Origin of the sequence: Empedobacter sedimenti (assembly GCF_030005555.1) — a bacterium.
Lineage (GTDB): Bacteria > Bacteroidota > Bacteroidia > Flavobacteriales > Weeksellaceae > Empedobacter > Empedobacter sedimenti.
In genome coordinates, this window is the sequence record NZ_JASCQG010000003.1 from 223,515 (window position 1) to 242,269 (window position 18,755).

20 protein-coding genes are annotated in these 18,755 nt (G+C 32.3%); 10 read left to right on the forward strand and 10 right to left on the reverse strand.

Features of this window, described 5'->3' with window-relative positions; all coding sequences use genetic code 11:
- Positions 1 to 8 precede the first annotated feature (8 nt).
- Positions 9 to 1,436 carry a chromosomal replication initiator protein DnaA gene (gene dnaA / locus QHG34_RS04915; RefSeq protein WP_282629130.1) on the reverse strand — a complete coding sequence of 476 codons (1,428 nt, stop codon included), beginning with the start codon at positions 1,434 to 1,436 and terminating at the stop codon, positions 9 to 11.
- A 258-nt stretch (positions 1,437 to 1,694) separates the two neighbouring features.
- Between dnaA and QHG34_RS04920 the strand changes: the two genes are divergently transcribed.
- The 3 genes from QHG34_RS04920 to QHG34_RS04930 all read left to right on the forward strand — a co-directional run bounded on the left by QHG34_RS04920 (position 1,695) and on the right by QHG34_RS04930 (position 3,082).
- Positions 1,695 to 1,955 carry a hypothetical protein gene (locus QHG34_RS04920; RefSeq protein WP_282629082.1) on the forward strand — a complete coding sequence of 87 codons (261 nt, stop codon included), beginning with the start codon at positions 1,695 to 1,697 and terminating at the stop codon, positions 1,953 to 1,955.
- Between the two features lie 90 nt (positions 1,956 to 2,045).
- Positions 2,046 to 2,474, forward strand: coding sequence for an acyl-CoA thioesterase (locus QHG34_RS04925; protein WP_282629083.1), 429 nt, complete (start codon positions 2,046 to 2,048; stop codon positions 2,472 to 2,474).
- A 77-nt stretch (positions 2,475 to 2,551) separates the two neighbouring features.
- Positions 2,552 to 3,082, forward strand: coding sequence for an adenine phosphoribosyltransferase (locus QHG34_RS04930; RefSeq protein ID WP_282629084.1), 531 nt, complete (start codon positions 2,552 to 2,554; stop codon positions 3,080 to 3,082).
- Between the two features lie 37 nt (positions 3,083 to 3,119).
- Here the strand turns inward: QHG34_RS04930 and QHG34_RS04935 are convergent, their stop codons facing one another.
- Positions 3,120 to 3,767 (reverse strand): SanA/YdcF family protein, encoded by a 648-nt coding sequence (locus QHG34_RS04935; protein WP_282629085.1) that lies wholly within the window; start codon positions 3,765 to 3,767, stop codon positions 3,120 to 3,122.
- Positions 3,768 to 3,876: 109 nt separating this feature from the next.
- On the opposite strand from QHG34_RS04935, the gene QHG34_RS04940 reads away from it, so the two are divergent.
- From QHG34_RS04940 to QHG34_RS04950, 3 genes are all read left to right on the forward strand, one after another.
- Complete coding sequence (locus tag QHG34_RS04940; protein ID WP_282629086.1) at positions 3,877 to 4,668, forward strand: HipA family kinase; 792 nt, start codon at positions 3,877 to 3,879, stop codon at positions 4,666 to 4,668.
- Positions 4,646 to 5,029, forward strand: coding sequence for a DUF3037 domain-containing protein (locus QHG34_RS04945; protein WP_282629087.1), 384 nt, complete (start codon positions 4,646 to 4,648; stop codon positions 5,027 to 5,029). Before QHG34_RS04940 ends, QHG34_RS04945 begins: the two co-directional genes overlap by 23 nt.
- A gap of 80 nt (positions 5,030 to 5,109) precedes the next feature.
- A complete protein-coding gene (locus tag QHG34_RS04950) occupies positions 5,110 to 5,436 on the forward strand; it encodes a single-stranded DNA-binding protein (protein WP_282629088.1) in 327 nt (108 codons plus the stop codon).
- An 83-nt stretch (positions 5,437 to 5,519) separates the two neighbouring features.
- Here the strand turns inward: QHG34_RS04950 and QHG34_RS04955 are convergent, their stop codons facing one another.
- The 7 genes from QHG34_RS04955 to trpS all read right to left on the reverse strand — a co-directional run bounded on the left by QHG34_RS04955 (position 5,520) and on the right by trpS (position 12,871).
- Positions 5,520 to 6,743, reverse strand: a complete 1,224-nt coding sequence (locus tag QHG34_RS04955; protein WP_282629089.1) for an aminotransferase class V-fold PLP-dependent enzyme — start codon at positions 6,741 to 6,743, stop codon at positions 5,520 to 5,522.
- Positions 6,744 to 6,879: 136 nt separating this feature from the next.
- The gene (sufD, locus tag QHG34_RS04960) at positions 6,880 to 8,199 is read right to left on the reverse strand and encodes a Fe-S cluster assembly protein SufD (RefSeq protein ID WP_282629090.1); all 1,320 of its coding nucleotides are present in this window, start codon (positions 8,197 to 8,199) and stop codon (positions 6,880 to 6,882) included.
- A gap of 78 nt (positions 8,200 to 8,277) precedes the next feature.
- Positions 8,278 to 9,033 carry a Fe-S cluster assembly ATPase SufC gene (sufC, locus tag QHG34_RS04965; protein WP_038333580.1) on the reverse strand — a complete coding sequence of 252 codons (756 nt, stop codon included), beginning with the start codon at positions 9,031 to 9,033 and terminating at the stop codon, positions 8,278 to 8,280.
- Between the two features lie 99 nt (positions 9,034 to 9,132).
- Complete coding sequence (gene sufB / locus QHG34_RS04970; RefSeq protein WP_282629091.1) at positions 9,133 to 10,590, reverse strand: Fe-S cluster assembly protein SufB; 1,458 nt, start codon at positions 10,588 to 10,590, stop codon at positions 9,133 to 9,135.
- Between the two features lie 4 nt (positions 10,591 to 10,594).
- The gene (locus QHG34_RS04975) at positions 10,595 to 11,449 is read right to left on the reverse strand and encodes a hypothetical protein (RefSeq protein WP_282629092.1); all 855 of its coding nucleotides are present in this window, start codon (positions 11,447 to 11,449) and stop codon (positions 10,595 to 10,597) included.
- A 1-nt stretch (position 11,450) separates the two neighbouring features.
- Positions 11,451 to 11,780 (reverse strand): HesB/IscA family protein, encoded by a 330-nt coding sequence (locus QHG34_RS04980; protein WP_282629094.1) that lies wholly within the window; start codon positions 11,778 to 11,780, stop codon positions 11,451 to 11,453.
- 119 nt (positions 11,781 to 11,899) lie between these two features.
- Complete coding sequence (trpS, locus tag QHG34_RS04985) at positions 11,900 to 12,871, reverse strand: tryptophan--tRNA ligase (protein ID WP_282629095.1); 972 nt, start codon at positions 12,869 to 12,871, stop codon at positions 11,900 to 11,902.
- A gap of 425 nt (positions 12,872 to 13,296) precedes the next feature.
- On the opposite strand from trpS, the gene QHG34_RS04990 reads away from it, so the two are divergent.
- Positions 13,297 to 15,891: a TonB-dependent receptor gene (locus tag QHG34_RS04990; protein WP_282629096.1), complete on the forward strand. Its 2,595-nt coding sequence runs from the start codon at positions 13,297 to 13,299 to the stop codon at positions 15,889 to 15,891.
- Positions 15,892 to 15,939: 48 nt separating this feature from the next.
- Here QHG34_RS04990 and QHG34_RS04995 read toward each other — a convergent pair whose 3' ends face one another.
- Positions 15,940 to 16,383: a hypothetical protein gene (locus QHG34_RS04995; RefSeq protein WP_282629097.1), complete on the reverse strand. Its 444-nt coding sequence runs from the start codon at positions 16,381 to 16,383 to the stop codon at positions 15,940 to 15,942.
- 146 nt (positions 16,384 to 16,529) lie between these two features.
- Here QHG34_RS04995 and QHG34_RS05000 point away from each other — a divergent pair, with 146 nt between their 5' ends.
- From QHG34_RS05000 to QHG34_RS05010, 3 genes are all read left to right on the forward strand, one after another.
- Positions 16,530 to 17,480 carry an energy transducer TonB gene (locus QHG34_RS05000; protein ID WP_282629098.1) on the forward strand — a complete coding sequence of 317 codons (951 nt, stop codon included), beginning with the start codon at positions 16,530 to 16,532 and terminating at the stop codon, positions 17,478 to 17,480.
- Positions 17,481 to 17,624: 144 nt separating this feature from the next.
- On the forward strand, positions 17,625 to 17,819 hold the full coding sequence (locus tag QHG34_RS05005; protein ID WP_282629099.1) for a C4-dicarboxylate ABC transporter: 195 nt from the start codon (positions 17,625 to 17,627) through the stop codon (positions 17,817 to 17,819).
- Positions 17,803 to 18,753, forward strand: coding sequence for a PstS family phosphate ABC transporter substrate-binding protein (locus QHG34_RS05010; protein ID WP_282629100.1), 951 nt, complete (start codon positions 17,803 to 17,805; stop codon positions 18,751 to 18,753). The genes QHG34_RS05005 and QHG34_RS05010 overlap by 17 nt, the downstream gene beginning before the upstream one ends.
- Positions 18,754 to 18,755: the final 2 nt, after the last annotated feature.

An 18,755-nucleotide genomic window follows, 5' to 3' on the forward strand; every position in this document is an offset into this window, starting at 1 on the left:
TTTATAGATTAATCTGCAATTTTACGCGAAATATCTTCGATATAACCACGGAATTGCTTATCCGTTTCTTGTAAATTTTTCACTGTTTTACAAGCGTGTAAAACTGTTGCGTGATCACGTTTACCGATTTGCGTACCAATACTTGCCAAAGACGCTTTTGTATATTGTTTTGCAAAATACATTGCTAATTGACGCGCTTGTACGACATCACGCTTACGTGTTTTAGATTGAATATCTTCAATCTTCACTTTGAAGTATTCACAAACTGTTTTCTGAATGTAATCAATCGAGATTTCTTTGCGAGCAGTTTGTACTAATTTTGATAACGTACGTGCTGTTAAATCTAACGTAATTTCACGTTTATTCAATGTTGCTTGCGCTATGATTGAGTTTAATGAACCTTCTAATTCACGCACATTTGTATCAATATTTTGTGCGATATAATCCATTACTTCATCAGGAAATTCGATGCCATCGTTTTCTAATTTTTGTTTCAAAATAGAAAGACGTGTATTATAATCAGGATTTTGTAAATCGGCTGATAATCCCCATTTGAAACGAGAAATTAAACGATCTTCCATGTCTTGGATATCTGCTGGAGATTTATCCGAAGTCAAAATAATCTGATTTCCTCTTTGATGTAAATGATTAAATATATGGAAGAAAACTTCTTGCGTTTTTGCTTTTCCAGATAAAAACTGAATATCATCCATAATCAAGACATCAATCATTTGGTAAAAGTGAATGAAATCATTTTGATTATTATTTTTTACAGCTTCGATAAATTGTTGTGTAAATTTCTCTGTCGAAACATACAAAACTGTTTTTTCTGGGTGTAATTCTTTTACTTCTAAACCTATCGCGTGCACCAAGTGAGTTTTCCCTAATCCTACTCCACCATAAATGAATAGTGGGTTGAACGAAGTTCCTCCTGGACGTTTGGCAATCGCACGACCAGCAGCACGAGCTAATCGGTTTGATTCTCCTTCGATAAAATTATTGAATGTATAATTATGATTTAACTGCGAATCAATTTTTAATTTTTGCAAACCTGGAATAATGAAAGGATTCATCATTTTACCAGCTTGCAGATTAATTGGCGCTTCAACCTCTTGTGGGCGAGGTTTTTCTTTGTTAGAACTAGGAATACGAACTGTAAATGGTTCGCGACCCTGAGATTTTTGATCCATTAAGATACTGTATACCAATTTAGCATCAGATCCTAACTCTTTTTGTAAGGCACTTTTTAAGATTTTGATATAATGTTCCTCCAACCACTCGTAAAAAAATTTACTTGGTACTTGTATTGTTAAAACATTATTATTTAGCTTGCCCGGAAGTATCGGTACAAACCACGTATTGAATGCATCTTCAGTAATGTTGTCCTTAATAAAAGACAAGCATTTATCCCACACAGAATTTGCAGTTATCGTCATAATATTATCCAAAAGTGCTTAAGTTTTAGTGTAACCTATTGAAGTTCAATGTTAATTTTATATCAACCCTTCTCTACAAAATTGTGAACAAATTTTGAATAAAAAAAACGATTTGGGTATTGATAAATTAAAAAATACTTTGTATTATCCCAAAAAATCAACAAGTAGTTTGAGTGAAAAAATAAAGATAATACAAAGTTAATCTTTTACGTCATATTTTGTCTTATAAAAACTAATATTTCGTATTTTTGTTTCATTATGGAGATAACACAAGAAAAAATTGACATTGCTACAAGTAAAATTGAAAATCATTTACGTGATCTTGGAATCAAAAATAATTTTTCACTTTTAAAAATAGAACAAAACGATGACGAAAATAGTCGTGTTTTTTATTTTGAAGTTGCAAATCCAACTTTTAAAACAATTATTCAAATTCCTTATGATTTTATAAAAGAAGAGCAAAAAGATTCTTCTCAAGCATCATTTAGTTGGATGGATTATAAAAAAATTACTGAATAGACTTTTTCATTTTAATATAATAAATGATGAAGTCTTTTTTTTGTCCTTACTTTTGAAGGGAGAAAAATATTTTTTTTTAGAAATTGAATCATGGAAATGAATAATGAAGAAGAACACCTAAATGTTTTTCGAACAAAAACACGTATCCTTTATAAGCACACTGACCAAATGAAGGTCGTTTATTACGGAAATTATCCTGAGTTTTATGAAATTGGTCGTGTAGAATTAATGCGAGAACGTGGTTTTCCATATGCTGAGCTGGAAGCTATGGGAATACAAATGCCAATTATAGAAATGCACTCTAAATATATTGGAAGTGCTTTGTACGATGAGTTAATCGAAATTGAAGCGACAGTACACGAACGAGATAAAGGTGTTAGAATTCGTTTTGATTATAATATTTATAGCGAAGCTGGTAAATTAATCAATCAAGGTTATACGATTTTGTGTTGTATTGATGCCGAAACTCGTCGTCCAGTTAGGATTCCGGAACGTATTTGGACAAGTTTGGGATTGTAATTAATAATTCGTTAAAAAAATATCTCAATCAAAATTCTCTTTAACTTTGCATCTTAACAAAACAGATTAAAAAACGAATGTCAACACTTCAAGAAAAAATCAATCAAACGATTGTAGACGTTATCGATTTTCCAAAAGAAGGAATTGTCTACAAAGACATTACTCCATTGTTCTTAAATCCTGAACTTTCGGACGAAATTGTAGACGCTTTTGTAGAAAAAGCAAAAGGTAAAATAGATGTAGTGTGTGGAATAGAAAGCCGTGGATTTTTGTATGGAATTCAAATCGCTCAAAAACTAAAAGTTCCTTTTGTATTAATTCGCAAAGCTGGTAAATTACCTCCTCCAACAATTAGCCAATCATATGATTTGGAATATGGACAAGCAACTATCGAAGTTAATTCGAATTACATAAAAGATGGTGCTCGTGTTTTAATTCATGATGATGTTTTAGCAACAGGAGGAACTGCGGAGGCTTGTGCTAAACTAGTAGAAAAATGTGGAGGAAATGTAACACAATTTTCTTTTATTGTTGATTTAACTTTCTTAAATGGGAAAGATAAATTAACGTCATTTACTGATGACATTGTTACATTGATAGAATATTAAAAAATAGCTAAATCCATTCTGATGAGTGGATTTTTTTTTACTTTTTAGGAGCTATAATCACTTCTGGTGCTCTATCACTACCAATATCCAATAATGCTTTAATATTCGCTAAAACTTCTCTAAAACTTTGTTTTCCTTCCGTTTTGTAAGGTCCGCTATCTGCGCTATATCCTATACAATCTAATCCGAAGATTTTACCTAAGAAAATAGCTCGTTTCAAATGATAAGACTGAGAAATTAAGATAACTTTCTTAAATTGGAAAATATTCTTGGTTCGATAAATTGTACTATAAGTATCCAAACCTGCTCCATCAAGATAAGTATCTTCAATCTTAACGCCACGATCCAATAGATACTTTTCCATCACATCAATTTCGTTAAAACCTTCGTGTAATTTTTCTCCGGAAAGTAAAATAACATCAACCTGATCTTCTTTATACAATCTAATCGAAGCATCTAACCGATCTTTCAAAAACTTAGTAGGCAATCCATCAGCTTGTACTTTTGCACCAAAAACCACTGCTACACGATAATCTTGTGGGACATTTCCTTGATAATTGTAAATGTAATAAGATGTAAAAACTTGTATTACTAATGCAACAAACAATGTAAACGCTGCTATTAAACCAACGATTAACACACTTTTGCGCATTACAAATCTTCCTATTTTTACTAATTTACTCAAATACTATTTTGTTAAAACAAGTTTATCGTTCAAAAGTCTATAACATTCGTGATATTTAAAAATTATAAATGTGAAAATTATTTTAAATTTTTCATCGTAATTTTAGCAAATGAACAAACCAGAATTAAGAACAGTTACTGTAGAACGTTATTTGCAACCTTTGCGAGAAGGCGGTTCTTTGCCTGCTTTAGCCGATGCTGACGATGGATTTAAATATGTTTTAAAATTTAAAGGAGCTGGACACGGACCACGAATGTTAATTTCTGAACTTTTAGGAGGAGAAATTGCACGCGTTTTAGGATTTAAAGTTCCGGAATTAGTTTTTGCAAATTTGGACGAATATTTTGGTCAATCCGAAGCCGATGAAGAAATTCAAGATCTTTTAAAATTTAGCGAAGGAACAAATTTAGCTTTACATTATTTATCTGGCGCAATCAATTATGATCCTGCTGTGATGAAAGTGGACGATAAATTATCTTCTCAAATCGTTTGGTTAGATGCTTTTTTAACGAATGTCGATCGTACTTTTCGTAATACAAATATGTTGATGTGGCATAAAGAATTGTGGTTGATTGATCACGGTGCTTCTTATTATTTTCATCATTCGTGGGATAATTGGGAAAAAGCGGCTCTTGCTCCTTTTACGCCGATTAAAGACCATGTTTTACTGAAAAATGCGACAAAACTTGAAGAAGTTGATTCAGAATTTAAAGCAATATTAAATGATGAAATCATTGATGAAATTGTTAATTTAATTCCAGATGAATGGTTAGAGACAGAAGCTTATCATTCTACTTTTGATGAGATGCGAACTGTTTACAAAACATTTATCAAAACACGATTACAACATACCGAACTTTTTATAAACGAAGCAAACAATGCCAGAAAAAATCTTATATGAGTATGCGATTCTTCGTTTGGTTCCGAAAGTTGAACGCGAAGAGTTTATCAATGTTGGAGTGATATTATTCTCCAAAAAAGAAAAATATCTAAAAGTAAAATATTTTATTAATAGTGAGCGTATCAATGCTTTTTGCCACGAATTGGACCTTGATTTTATTGATAGTAATTTGAATGCTTTGTCAAAAATTGCAGAAGGAATTCATCCTGATTCTGCAGTTTCAAATTTTGATGTTGCAGAACGGTTTCGTTGGTTAACAGCAGTGAGAAGTTCATCTATTCAGAGTTCTCGTCCGCACCCCGGAAAGACTATTAACTTAGATAAAACACTTGAAAAATTATTCAGAGAACACGTTTTATAAAACTTAAATAATTAAAAACGAATGTTTTGAAAGTTATTTCTTAAGTTTGGTTATACATTAATTTTAAATTATTTATCGCCATGAGTACACTAAGAAACAAAGTTCAGCTAATTGGGAATGTTGGTAGCACCCCTGAAGTTAAAACATTAGAAAACGAAAAGAAGTTTACAAAATTTAGTCTAGCAACAAACGAAAGTTACACGAATAACAAAGGTGAAAAAGTTCAGCAAACAATATGGCACAATATTGTAGCTTATGGACCAATTGTAAATGTGATTGAAAAACATGTAGAAAAAGGGAAGCAACTTGCTATAGAAGGTAAATTGACTTACCGAGATTATCAAGATAAAGATGGTCAACAAAAATCGATTACAGAAATTATAATTGATGAAATTGTGCTTCTTTAGCGTTTAAAATAAAAGGGAAATAATTGATAAATTATTTCCCTTTTATTATTTTATAAAACTCCAAAACAAGTTTGGAATATGAGTTATCCTAACATTCTAATCGCGGTTTTTAGACCTTCGATAAATGTATCTATTTCTTCTTTTGTATTGTAAACTGCAAATGAAGCGCGTACCGTTCCCGGAATCTTGAAATGTTGCATGATTGGTTGCGCACAATGGTGACCAGTACGAACAGCAATTCCTTTTTTGTCCAAAATCATTCCGACATCAGATGAATGAATGCCATCAAATTTTAAGTTGAAAGAAACAGCTCCAGAATGTTCTGCATCTTTTGCATAAATCTCCACTTCATCAAATTCTGATAAACGTTGAATTGTATAATCTACCAATTCTTTTTCGTAATCGTGAATGTTTTGTATTCCGATCGAATTGATAAAATCTACCGCAGCTCCAAGTCCGATAATTCCAGCAATATCTGGTGTACCAGCCTCAAACTTGAATGGTAAACAAGCGTAAGTTGAAACTTCCATCGTGACATCTTTTATCATCTCTCCTCCTCCGTGAAAAGGCGGTAATTCATTCAAGATATCTTCTTTTCCATACAAAACGCCAATTCCAGTTGGACCGTACATTTTGTGTCCAGAAAAAACTAAGAAATCACAATCCATTGCTTGTACATCAATAACCGTATGTGGAGCAGATTGTGCCGCATCAATCAAAACCCAAGCACCTTTTGCATGTGCTTTTTCGATAATTGTTTTGATCGGATTTACAACACCTAAAGCATTCGAAACTTGATTAACACAAACTAATTTGGTTTTATCTGTCAATAAATCATCCAATTTCTCAATATCCAAAACTCCTTCCGTTGTTAATGGAATATATTTCAATTTTGCACCAGTTCGTTGACACAACAATTGCCAAGGAACAATGTTAGAATGATGCTCGATTTCGGTAATAATAATTTCATCATCTGCTGTTAAAACATTACGAAGTGAATTAGAAATTAAATTAATTCCTTCCGTTGTTCCACGCGTAAAAATGATTTCGTAATCATGTTTCGCATTGATAAATTTCTGAATCTTACGACGCGATTCTTCCATCAAATCTGTTGCTTCTTGACTTAATGTATGAATTCCACGATGTACATTTGCGTTGTACTTTTCGTAATATTCGTCTAAAACATCTAAAACAACTTTCGGTTTTTGAGAAGTTGCACCATTATCTAAATAAACCAATGGTTTTCCGTTGACTTCTCTATTTAAAATTGGAAATTGACTTCTTATTTGTTGAATATCTATTGACATTTTTTTTAGTTTTGAGTAATGAGTTATGAGTGATGTGTAATAAAAAAGTAAGTATTCAAAATAGTTTCAAATACTTACTTTATATTTCAAAATAAGTTCAACTTAAAACTTATTACGTATAACTCAGAACTATATTTTATAATTCGAAATCTAAACTAACTCCTAATTTTTTTGCAATTATAGAGTTTACTCTATTTGAGATTTGTGGAATTTGCACATGTCGCAAAGCGTCTGCAGCAAAGGCATACAATAACATTGCTTTCGCTTCTTTTTTTGGAATACCACGTTGTTGCATGTAGAATAAAGATTCTTCTTCTAATTGCCCAACTGTACATCCGTGAGAACATTTTACATCATCAGCAAAAATCTCTAATTGAGGTTTTGTATTAATTGAAGCTCCATCAGACAATAAAACATTATTATTTTGTTGGAATGCATTCAATTTTTGAGCTTCTTTGTATACATAGATTTTACCATTGAAAACTCCTTGTGCTTTATCATCGTAAATTCCTTTGTACAATTCGTGTGACTCACAATTCGGGAAATTATGCTCCACAAATGTATGATGATCGATATGTTGTTTTCCATCAATCACAGTAATTCCGTCCATTACAGAGTTACAATTTTCTCCATTTTGGAAGAAATTCAAATTGTTACGTACAATTTTTCCTCCAAAAGCAAACGTAAATACATTGGCACGAGAATCTCTTTCTTGGTTAATGTATGTATTGTCAACTAAAGAAGCATCGTTAGAATCATTTTGGAATTTGTACCAATGAATTTCAGAATTACGTCCAACATTCACCTCTGAAACAACATTTGTTAAGTTTGCTTTTTCGTCTAATGTTTGATGTCTTTCGATAATTTGAACTTGTGCATTATCTCCAACTACAACCAAATTACGTGGTTGATACATTGCTTCTTGAGAAGCTCCTGTTGAGAAATAAACAATCTGAATTGGCTTAGATAAAATCACATTATTTGGAACATAAATATAAGCTCCATCTTTTGCAAAAGCTGTATTTAAAGCAACTAAACTTTCGTCTTTTTTCGCAATTTTTCCGTAATAATTCTCAATTACAGCTTGATGAGTTGTTTTATGCATTGCGCTTGACAAGACACAAATATCAGCTTCATCATGTGTTGTATTTGACAAAAACGAAGAATATTTTCCGTTAATGAATACGATTGTGTATGTATCGATATCATTAATCAAATATTTCTTGATGTCTTTGTACTCCACTGCAACTTCGTCTTCTGGGAATAATTTGTAATCCACCTTCAACAAAGGAGCAAGATTTGTATATTTCCATTCTTCATCTTTACGTGTCGGAAAACCTTTTTGATTAAAGATTTCGATGGCTTCTTGACGTAAACCTTCGATTCCTTTATTCACTTTGTTTTTTTCATTGAACACTAAATGACGAGAAACTAAATTTTCTTTTAAATCAATCATTTTAGATATTGTATTAATGTATTATGTAAGAAGTAAAAAGTACTTTGGACTTAATACATTTTACATTTTACAAAATGTTTAGATTCCTGCTTCTTCTTTTACCCAGTCGTAACCTTTTGCTTCTAATTCTAAAGCTAATTCTTTACCACCAGATTTAATGATTTTCCCATCTGCTAAAACATGTACAAAATCAGGAACGATATAGTCTAATAAACGTTGGTAGTGAGTAATTACTAACACTCCATTGTTTTCATTTTTGAATTCGTTTACACCGTCCGCAACAATACGTAAAGCATCAATATCTAAACCAGAATCCGTTTCATCTAAGATCGCTAATTTTGGGTTTAACATTAACATTTGGAAAATTTCGTTACGTTTTTTCTCACCTCCAGAGAAACCTTCGTTAAGAGAACGAGATAAGAAATCTTTTTTGATCCCTAATAATTCAGCTTTCGCACGAATTTCTTTCAACATTTCTGAAGCTCCCATTTCTTCTAAACCTTGCGCTTTACGCGTTTCGTTGATAGAAGTTTTGATGAAGTTTGTTACAGAAACTCCAGGAATTTCGATTGGATATTGGAAAGACATAAAAATTCCTTTTTGTGCTCTTTCTTCTGGTGCTAATTCTAAGATTGATTCATTATCAAACTCGATATCACCATCCGTTACTTCATATTCTTCTTTACCTGTAATAACGTTAGATAAAGTTGATTTCCCAGCACCATTAGGTCCCATAATCGCGTGAACTTCACCTGGATTAATTTGAAGGTTTAAACCTTTTAAAATTTCGCGCTCTTCGATACGAGCGTGTAAGTCTTTTATATTTAATAACATTTTTATCTTAAATTTTAGATGTTAGATTATAGAATCCTCCAACTATGTTATCTATTTATTATTGTTAATTTCTAACTTCTCAATTTTAGTTTCTAAAAACTATCCTACAGAACCTTCTAATGAGATTTCTAATAGTTTTTTCGCTTCGACAGCAAACTCCATTGGTAATTTGTCTAATACTTCGCGGCTAAATCCATTTACGATTAATGCAATCGCTTTTTCTGTATCGATACCACGTTGATTACAATAGAACAATTGATCTTCACCAATTTTAGAAGTTGTTGCTTCGTGCTCTAATTGAGCCGATTTATTTTCAATCTCGATGTAAGGGAAAGTATGCGCACCACACTCATTACCCATCAACAATGAATCACATTGTGAGAAATTACGTGCTCCTTCGGCATTTTTCATCACTTTCACTAAACCACGGTAAGAGTTTTGAGATTTACCTGCAGAAATACCTTTCGAAATAATTGTCGATTTCGTATTCTTACCGATGTGAATCATTTTTGTTCCTGTATCCGCTTGTTGATAATTATTTGTTACCGCAATTGAGTAAAACTCTCCTACCGAATTATCTCCTTTTAAGATACAAGAAGGATATTTCCATGTAACAGCAGAACCTGTTTCAACTTGCGTCCACGATACTTTTGCATTTTTCTCACAAACTGCACGTTTTGTTACAAAGTTGAAAACTCCACCTTTACCTTTATCATCTCCTGGATACCAGTTCTGTACTGTAGAATATTTGATCTCAGCATCATCCATAATGATTAACTCAACCACAGCAGCGTGTAATTGGTTTTCATCACGCATTGGCGCTGTACAACCTTCTAAATACGAAACATAAGAACCTTCATCCGCAATTAACAATGTACGTTCAAACTGTCCTGTTCCTGCTGAGTTGATACGGAAATAAGTTGATAATTCCATTGGACAACGAACACCTTTTGGAATATAACAGAATGATCCGTCCGAGAAAACTGCCGAGTTTAAAGCTGCATAAAAGTTATCTGTTGGCGGAACTACTTTACCAATGTATTTTTTAACCAATTCTGGATGCTCTTTAATTGCTTCCGAAATTGACATGAAAATAATTCCTTTTTCTGCTAAAGTTTCGCGGAAAGTTGTTTTTACTGAAACCGAATCAAAAACCACATCAATTGCAACTCCAGACAAACGTTTTTGTTCGTCTAAAGAGATTCCTAATTTCTCGAAAGTTTTTAATAATTCAGGATCAACTTCGTCTAAACTTGCTAATTCTTTTTTAGGTTTTGGAGCTGCATAATATGTAATTGCATCAAAATCTGGCTTTTCGTAAGTTACGTTTGCCCATTCTGGTTCTTCCATTTTAACCCAAGCACGGTAAGCTTCCAAACGCCATTCCGTCATCCACTCAGGTTCCTCTTTTTTGGCTGAAATAGCACGCACGATATCTTCATTCAATCCAACTGGGAATTCTTCATATTCCATTTCAGTCGTCCAACCAAACTCATATTGCTTTTGGCTAGCAAGATCTTCACGTAGATCGTCTTCTGTATATTTTGTGTTACTCATCTTATTATTTATAAAATGTATAGGTAAAATTAAACTGTAAAGATTGCTGTTTATCAGCTTTATTTCCTAAAAATTTGAATTCTTTTAATCGTTGATTTTGATCTAAAACCACTTCAAACTGTGGTTGATTATTTTTCGAAATCTGATATTTATTTTGAGCAATTAACTTAATTTCTGACCAAGGTCCTTCTTTCAAATTAATTTTCTCTGTTTTTGGCGCAACATCTGGCGTATATTCTTTTATTTTAAATGGTACCTTAAATGTCGAACTACTATAACAAATCTTGTTGATGTCTTGACCTAATGATTTTGTAATTCTACAATCGTGCATTAATCGATCCTCAAAACCAATTTTCTGCTCCATATAGGTTTTCTTCAACATCACATCTCCTTCTAACCAAATGATATCAAAAAGTTTATTTCCATTTTTGACATACATATTTTCTTGGTCGTAAAAGAATTGATTTGTTTTTGCTTCACTTCCTTTTCTTGCAATTGTTTCGGCAGAAATTACACCATCTTTGTACGTATAACTTACTTTAGTTGGTGTTGCAACCTCATCTGTCAATTCAAAATCAAGAAGATTTCCTGTCGCATCATAGTTTGCTTTGTACGCAACTTTTTTGTTTGATGCATTGGTAATGGTGATTGTTTTGATTTTTGATTCATCTAAATCCAACGCTTTTATAAAAGGTTTTACATTAAACAAACCGAAAAACATATGTTCTGAATAAGCTTTATTCAACTTTTTTGAAGATTCGGTTGGTTGAAAAATCATTAAATCTTTTTCAACAATTGTATTTTGTCCAAAAGCAACAAAACCAATCAAAAAAGCAATAAATAAAGCTACTTTTTTCATATTATATTGCAAAACTTTCTCCACAACCACACGTGCGCGATGCATTAGGATTATTGAATACAAAACCTTTTCCATTCAATCCTCCTGAATATTCTAATGTCATTCCAACAAGGTATAAGAATGATTTTTTGTCAACCAAAATTCTTACGCCATTGTCGTCAAACAATTTGTCATCTGCACCTTGTTCTTTCGTAAACTCTAAATTATAGTTTAAACCTGAACATCCTCCACTCGTAACTCCTACGCGAACAAAAGATTCTTCGATAGAAGTTCCTTCTTCTTGTAAAAGTGAATTTATTTTATTTTTTGCTGATTCTGAAACCTTAATCATTTGATTCTAATTTTATATTGCAAAGATACTTATTTAAAATAACTTCAAATAATGAACGATATAAATATTAACAATCGCTTAAGTTATATTATTTATCGCCAACTTACAATTTGATCAAATTACTTCAGTCCCAATTTGTTTCGTGTACGTTTCAATACTTTTTGTGCAACATCTCTCGCCTTTAAAGCTCCATTTTCTAAAAATGCATCCAAAATATCTTTGTCATTCATCAACTCATCAAACTTAACACGAGCATCAGCGTATTTCTCTAAAATCACTTCGTATAAAGCTTGTTTTGCATGACCATATCCGTAACCTCCTTTCAAATAATTTTGACGCATTTCCTCTACTTCTTCTGGCGATGCTAACAATTTGTATAAAGCAAAAACATTGTCTGTATCTGGATTTTTTGGATCTTCTAACGGTGTTGAATCCGTTTCAATCGACATTACTTGCTTGCGCAATTGTTTTTCTGGTAAGAAAATATTGATGAAATTATTTCTTGATTTAGACATTTTGTTTCCATCAGTTCCTGGAATCAACATAATATTTTCGTCAATCGCAGCTTGTGGTAAAACAAAAGTTTCTCCCATTTGGTGATTGAATTTTTCGGCAACACTACGTGTAATTTCTAAATGTTGCAATTGATCTTTCCCTACAGGCACAACTTCAGCATCATACAATAAAATATCCGCAGCCATCAAAATTGGATACGTAAATAATCCTGCATTTACATCTGCTAAATAATCTGCTTTATCCTTGAAAGAATGCGCTAAAGTAAGACGTTGAAAAGGGAAAAAGTTCAATAAATACCATGTTAATTCTGTTGTTTCAGTTACATCAGATTGACGGTAAAAAACTACTTTCGAAGGATCTAAACCTAATGCCAGCCAAGTTGCAGCCACTTCGTACGTATTTTGTTTTAACACTTCCGCATCTTTGATTTGCGTTAAAGCATGTAAATCAGCAATAAAAATGAATGAGTCATTTCCTTCTTTCTCCGTTAATTCGATTGCGGGAGAAATTGCTCCTAAAATATTTCCTAAGTGTGGAGTTCCAGTTGCTTGAACTCCTGTAAGTATTCTTGGCATTGTATAAAAATTAAGTGAACAAAGGTAAGTTTAATCAGGCAAAGAAACTAAAATTAATTAAAATTTATAATATTAAAAATCAATAACTTACATTTTACACTCATGTAAAATGTATATTTTTTTAAAATTTATTAGACTAATCAAAATATGTTTTTATATTTGCAAAGTCTATTAAAACGATAGAGTTAATAGATTATATATTTTAACATCAAACTAAAGTAACTTTAAAAAGTTAAAAATGAAAGACTACCAAACAATTAACAACCAATGGATAACGACAGTAATACAAATCGTAGAGGAACTACATTTCCGAATGCGAATGCATTGCTAATCTCACTTTCATCTTACAAGAGGATATTTATCCTTTATTCATTCAATTAGAAACATTTATTGTTTCTATTCATTCAACTAAAAAAAATATCTATATGAGAAAAACTATTTTTCGAATTAGTTTGCTTTTGTGTGCACTAACCTTAAGCAATCAATACACCAATGCCCAAGAAATTACTCCAAAACCTATCATCAACGATTCGATTACTGGGACAATTATCGATGCGGTCTCTAAAGAACCTTTGGCTGGAGCTACTGTCCGTTTAGACGGTGTAACTCATCAGGTACAAACAGATTACAATGGAAATTTTAAATTTATCACAGGACAGAAACTACCCGTTAATTTATCAGTTTTTTTGTCTGGATACGAGGCTAAACATACAATTGTAGAATCAACAAACAGCATAATTGAATTAACAACACCAACCGAAAATTTAGATCAAATATTGGTTACTTCTCGTCGACGCAAAGAAAGAATGCAAGAAGTCCCAATCCCTGTTTCTACCATTCGAGGAACGACAATGGAAGACGCTGGCGCTTTTAATGTAAATCGTCTGAAAGAAATTATTCCAACAGTACAACTTTATACATCAAATGCTCGAAATACAACGCTCAATATTCGCGGACTTGGTTCTACTTATGGTTTAACGAATGACGGAATAGATCCCGGTGTTGGATTTTACTTGGATGGAGTTTACATTGCAAGACCTGCTGCAACTTGGCTAGATTTTATTGATATTGAACAAATTGAAGTTTTACGTGGTCCACAAGGAACATTATTTGGTAAAAACACAACTGCAGGAGCTTTTAATATCACTTCTCGTTTACCCCTATTTAAACCAGAGGCTAATGTAGAAGTAAGTTATGGAAATTTGGGCTTTATACAAGCTAAAACGTCTATTACAGGACCGGTTGCTAAAAATTTAGCCGCACGCGTTTCTTTTTCTGGTACTCAACGAGACGGAAATTTATTTAACGTCTATACGAATAGAAAAATAAATGATATTAATAATTTAGGATTCAGAGGTCAATTATTATTTACACCAACAAAAAATTTAAAATTCGTTTTATCAGGAGATTATTCAGCACAGAAACCTGATGGATATGGTTGGGCAGTTGCAGGTGTTGTAAAAACTCAACGAGCAGATTATCGTCAATTTGATGCCATTATCAAAGATTTAGGGTACGAAATTCCTTACAAAAGTGCATTTGATCGTAAAATAGATTTGGACACACAATCAAAAGCTGATAATAAATTGGGAGGAATTGCCTTAAATGCAGACATCAAAATTGGAAACGGAACGTTAACCTCAACTTCTGCTTGGCGTCACTGGAAATGGGTACCTTTAAATGATCGTGATTACTTAGGTATTCCTGTCTATACAATATCTTCTGGTAATTCTATACATGATCAATGGTCACAAGAATTTAGATATTCAGGTAAAATTAGTGATAACATTAGTGGTGTTGTAGGTCTTTACGGATTATGGCAAGATTTATCAACAGATCCAGTTCATACAGAAGAAGCTGGCTCTGCCCTATGGCGTTTCCAGCAAAATACAACAAGTCCACTTTGGAAAACTCCTGGTTTGTTTGATAATTTTGGTATTAAAACTACTTATGGTATAAAAAGTACAAGTTTAGCTGCATATACTCAAATCGATTGGAGTGTTACTGATAAATTCCACGTATTACCAGGGATTCGATACAATTATGATAAAAAAGTAGCGCATTATGATCGTCAAACTTATGGAGGTTTACAAACGACAGATCCTGCATTGATTGCTCTAAAAAATGGTGTTTATACAAATCAAACTTTTGACGTTGATGCAGATGAAGGAAATTGGTCGGGTCAGTTATCACTTCAATATAAATTCAATCCACGTTGGAATGCCTATGCAACATATTCGATAAGCTATAAACCAATTGGTGTAAATGTTGGAGGACTACCAACTGACAAAGGAAAAGTATTGACAGATTTAGCAAAAGTGAGGCCAGAAGCAGTTCATCATACTGAGATTGGTTTCAAATCAAATCCTACAAAAAATACTTTATTAAATGTGACTATTTATCAATCAGATATAAAAGATTATCAAACACTTGTACAAACGCCAGAACCTGGTGTAAATAGAGGATATTTGGCTAATGCAGAAAAAGTAAGAGTAAGAGGAATTGAACTAGACGGAAACATTTCGATTCAGAAATTTTTAAAAATAACAGGAGCCTTAGCCTACACAGATGCAAAATATGTAAAATTTACTAACGCACCAGTTCCATTAGAAGAAGTTGGAGGAGCTCAAGCTTTTAAAGATGTTTCAGGAGGTGTTTTACCAGGTGTTTCGAAATGGTCATGGTCTTTAGGTGCTGAAGCAACACAAAAAGGAAAATTGATTGGATTAGAAGGCTCATATTTCTTAGGTGTTGATACATTTCATCGCTCCGAATTTTCATCAAGCTCTTCTCCTTCAAAGTATCTAAACATAGAGGGTTATACGTTACTAAATGCACGAATTGGATTTAGAGCAACTAACGGAATTTCAGTCTTCGTATGGAGTAGAAATTTGACAAACAAAGATTATTATGAACAATTATTAGCTGCACCAGGAAGTTATGGACAATATGCCGGCATTGTTGCAGACCCTAGAACTTACGGAATCACATTTCGATATAATTTCAAATCAAACAATTAAATTTTGTAAACAAAACGAGAAGCCTAAAGCTTCTCGTTTTTGTTTTATTTAAAATATTTTTCCTATTTGTCTGAATGGCCAAGAAATTGTTTGACCTAACTTTTTTATTAATGTTTCTTTTTTGAAATTAAAACTTATCGGACCATCTGATGTACTTACATAATACTTCTTAACACTCGGATTATCATACATTTTCAGCATCATAACTTTATCAAAGTCATCTACTTTTTTAATATACCTTACTTTATTAAAATCTACATATTCCAAATAAACCCTATGCTTTATTTCCTTTGGAACATTTAAACTAAACTTACCCTCATTATCTGTAATAGTAGAAATCTTAGAATCAAATACTTTTACTTCGTAATCTGTCATAGGAAAACCATCTGTATCAAGATAAACACCATTAACTTGAACAAAATCTGAAGATTGAGTTTGCGCAAAACTTAAAATTCCAAGAAGAATTAATATTAAAACATAAAATTTTCTCATAAAAATTTTTAATTAAAACAGCCTAAAAAACTGACTTTTCAATAAAATTAAACTTTTTTTTAAAATTTTTCAAACCTCAACCAACCTTTTTGCAAAAAGATGAATCTATAAAGAAAGAACAGTATTAACCTTAAATATAAATTGACATGAAAAACAAAGCATTTTTAGACATTCTTTTCGAAAACCGAAACAAAGAATACGGCGCATATCAGCTAAGACAAATTGCTGATCATGATTTAATGAGATCTCTTTTTGTAGGGATTGGTATTGTAGCTTTAATTACAAGTGGAACTTTGTATGCAAACTACAAACTAACAAACCTTGATTTATCAAAAGGAGATGATGGTGTAGTAGTCATATTAGATGATCTTACTCCTACAAAAATTGAGGAAAAAGAAGTTGTTGTTCCTCCAAAAGAAGAACCTCCGATGGAGAAAAAAGTAATACAATTGAATACAGATCAAGCGAAGCACATTATTCCAACGCCTACAGATAATCCTAAAAAAGAAGAAACAGTACAATCTGTTCAAGAATTGGAGAAAAAAGATCTTGGAACAGAAAATAGAGACGGAATTGCTTCTACTGGACAAACTGGTGGTGGAAAAGTGAGCGAAGAAGGGGATAAATTTGGTGGTCCAAACACTGATATCCCAGAAGGATCTAAAGAAGAGAAGAAACCTGTTGTTAATCCTAATGCAACAATTAACTCAAGACAAGCATCTGTTATGGCGATATATCCTGGCTGCGAAAGCGAAAGCAAAAAAGGAAATGAAGCTTTAACAAAATGTATGAGTGATAAAATCTCTAAAGAGTTAGGAAGCGAATTGAGCGATTTTGCTGAAACTGCTTCTCGAAACAACATAAGTTCTGCTGTTGCAAAAATGCAATTCGTGATTAATAAAAACGGAGAAATTTCGCAAGTAAAATCATTGAATGGTAGTAATCAAGATTTAGGAAAAGAGGCCAAATCTGCTTTAGAGCGTATTAACAAACAAATTGCGCGAAAAGGTAAAAAAATTACACCTGCAAAAGGTCAAGATGGTACAGATGCAAATTTACTTTTCTCGATTCCAGTAAAATTTCAGACAGCTGAATAAATAATACACTTTTCTTTCTGAAACCATTGCATACAAAATTCATTGTGTGTGATGGTTTCTTTGTGAAAAAAAATCTTAAACATCACACAAATTTTAATTTTAAGCATCACCTCAATCAATAAAATTGTAACTTCGTCGCGAATTATGAATAAGAGTATTGCATACGGATTGATTGGTTTCGGTTATTTTTTAATCGGAATTTTTACTTGGATATATAAGTTTTTTATCATCAAGTTAGATGATACAAAAGCTATGTTATTAGGTATTTTATTTATTGTTTACGGCGCATTTCGAGTTTTTCGTGCTATAAAAGCTTATAAAAATGATCAAAAAAATTAGTTTAATTGCTTTAGCAAGTTTCATTGCACTTTCGTCTGTTAATTGTAAAGACAAAGAGGCTAAAACTGAATTAGAGAAACAAGCCAACAAAACGGCTGTGAAACGTGCTTTGCACGAATATGGAGAATTAACAATGACGGTTGATCCAAGTTTTAAAAATTTGGCTCAATCTTTTGCAGATATGTACATGGTTGATTATCCTGATGTAAAAATTACTGTAAACGAAGAAATCGAGGAAAAAGCAATCAAGGATTTTTATGAAGGTAAAATTCCATTATTAATGGTAAGTAAACCACTTACAAAAGCACAACAAGAGCATTTATTTGAAAAAACAAAAATCAAATATGTTTCGTCTGCAATTGCATTGGACGCAACTGTTTTTATCACTTCAGTTGATAATCCTGCTACTTCGGTAAGTATAAAAGATATTAAAGCAAATTTATACCAACAGAATCCGAAAATTAATTTTGTTTACGATCATCCCAATTCGGCAAATTACAATACAGTAAATGAAAGACTTAAATTAACTGTACCGAAAGATTCGAAAGTAACTGCAATGGGTGATGCTGAAAAGGTTATCAACTATATGCAACAAGATAAAAATGCAATTGGAATTATTGGTTTGAATATTTTGAGTGATAAAGGAAATCCTAAGATTGCTGAGTATTTAAAACATGTCAAAATATTGAATGTAGTTGATGATAAAGGAAAAGAAATTGCACCTACAATACCAAATATGAGAAACGGAATTTACCCTTTTTATCGTTTAATTTATATTCTGAAAAACGAAGTTGGTTTCGGAATTGGAGCAGGATATTCGAGATTTGCAGGTTCGCAGCGAGGACAAAAAATTGTAACACGCGAAAGCCTACAACCATATTTTATCTATAAAAGAGATGTTGTGATGAATAATTTAGAACAACCTATACAATAACA

Excerpts from the sequence above, each read along its gene's own strand:
- QHG34_RS04990 (WP_282629096.1), top strand. The coding sequence starts at position 13,297 with ATGAGAAAAACTATTTTTCGAATTAGTTTGCTTTTGTGTGCACTAACC.
- QHG34_RS05005 (WP_282629099.1), top strand. The coding sequence starts at position 17,625 with ATGAATAAGAGTATTGCATACGGATTGATTGGTTTCGGTTATTTTTTA.
- sufD (WP_282629090.1), bottom strand. The coding sequence starts at position 8,199 with ATGATTGATTTAAAAGAAAATTTAGTTTCTCGTCATTTAGTGTTCAAT.
- QHG34_RS04940 (WP_282629086.1), top strand. The coding sequence starts at position 3,877 with ATGAACAAACCAGAATTAAGAACAGTTACTGTAGAACGTTATTTGCAA.
- sufC (WP_038333580.1), bottom strand. The coding sequence starts at position 9,033 with ATGTTATTAAATATAAAAGACTTACACGCTCGTATCGAAGAGCGCGAA.
- QHG34_RS04995 (WP_282629097.1), bottom strand. The coding sequence starts at position 16,383 with ATGAGAAAATTTTATGTTTTAATATTAATTCTTCTTGGAATTTTAAGT.
- QHG34_RS05010 (WP_282629100.1), top strand. The coding sequence starts at position 17,803 with ATGATCAAAAAAATTAGTTTAATTGCTTTAGCAAGTTTCATTGCACTT.
- trpS (WP_282629095.1), bottom strand. The coding sequence starts at position 12,871 with ATGCCAAGAATACTTACAGGAGTTCAAGCAACTGGAACTCCACACTTA.
- dnaA (WP_282629130.1), bottom strand. The coding sequence starts at position 1,436 with ATGACGATAACTGCAAATTCTGTGTGGGATAAATGCTTGTCTTTTATT.
- sufB (WP_282629091.1), bottom strand. The coding sequence starts at position 10,590 with ATGAGTAACACAAAATATACAGAAGACGATCTACGTGAAGATCTTGCT.
- QHG34_RS04955 (WP_282629089.1), bottom strand. The coding sequence starts at position 6,743 with ATGTCAATAGATATTCAACAAATAAGAAGTCAATTTCCAATTTTAAAT.
- QHG34_RS04920 (WP_282629082.1), top strand. The coding sequence starts at position 1,695 with ATGGAGATAACACAAGAAAAAATTGACATTGCTACAAGTAAAATTGAA.
- QHG34_RS05000 (WP_282629098.1), top strand. The coding sequence starts at position 16,530 with ATGAAAAACAAAGCATTTTTAGACATTCTTTTCGAAAACCGAAACAAA.
- QHG34_RS04975 (WP_282629092.1), bottom strand. The coding sequence starts at position 11,449 with ATGAAAAAAGTAGCTTTATTTATTGCTTTTTTGATTGGTTTTGTTGCT.
- QHG34_RS04925 (WP_282629083.1), top strand. The coding sequence starts at position 2,046 with ATGGAAATGAATAATGAAGAAGAACACCTAAATGTTTTTCGAACAAAA.
- QHG34_RS04945 (WP_282629087.1), top strand. The coding sequence starts at position 4,646 with ATGCCAGAAAAAATCTTATATGAGTATGCGATTCTTCGTTTGGTTCCG.
- QHG34_RS04950 (WP_282629088.1), top strand. The coding sequence starts at position 5,110 with ATGAGTACACTAAGAAACAAAGTTCAGCTAATTGGGAATGTTGGTAGC.
- QHG34_RS04980 (WP_282629094.1), bottom strand. The coding sequence starts at position 11,780 with ATGATTAAGGTTTCAGAATCAGCAAAAAATAAAATAAATTCACTTTTA.
- QHG34_RS04930 (WP_282629084.1), top strand. The coding sequence starts at position 2,552 with ATGTCAACACTTCAAGAAAAAATCAATCAAACGATTGTAGACGTTATC.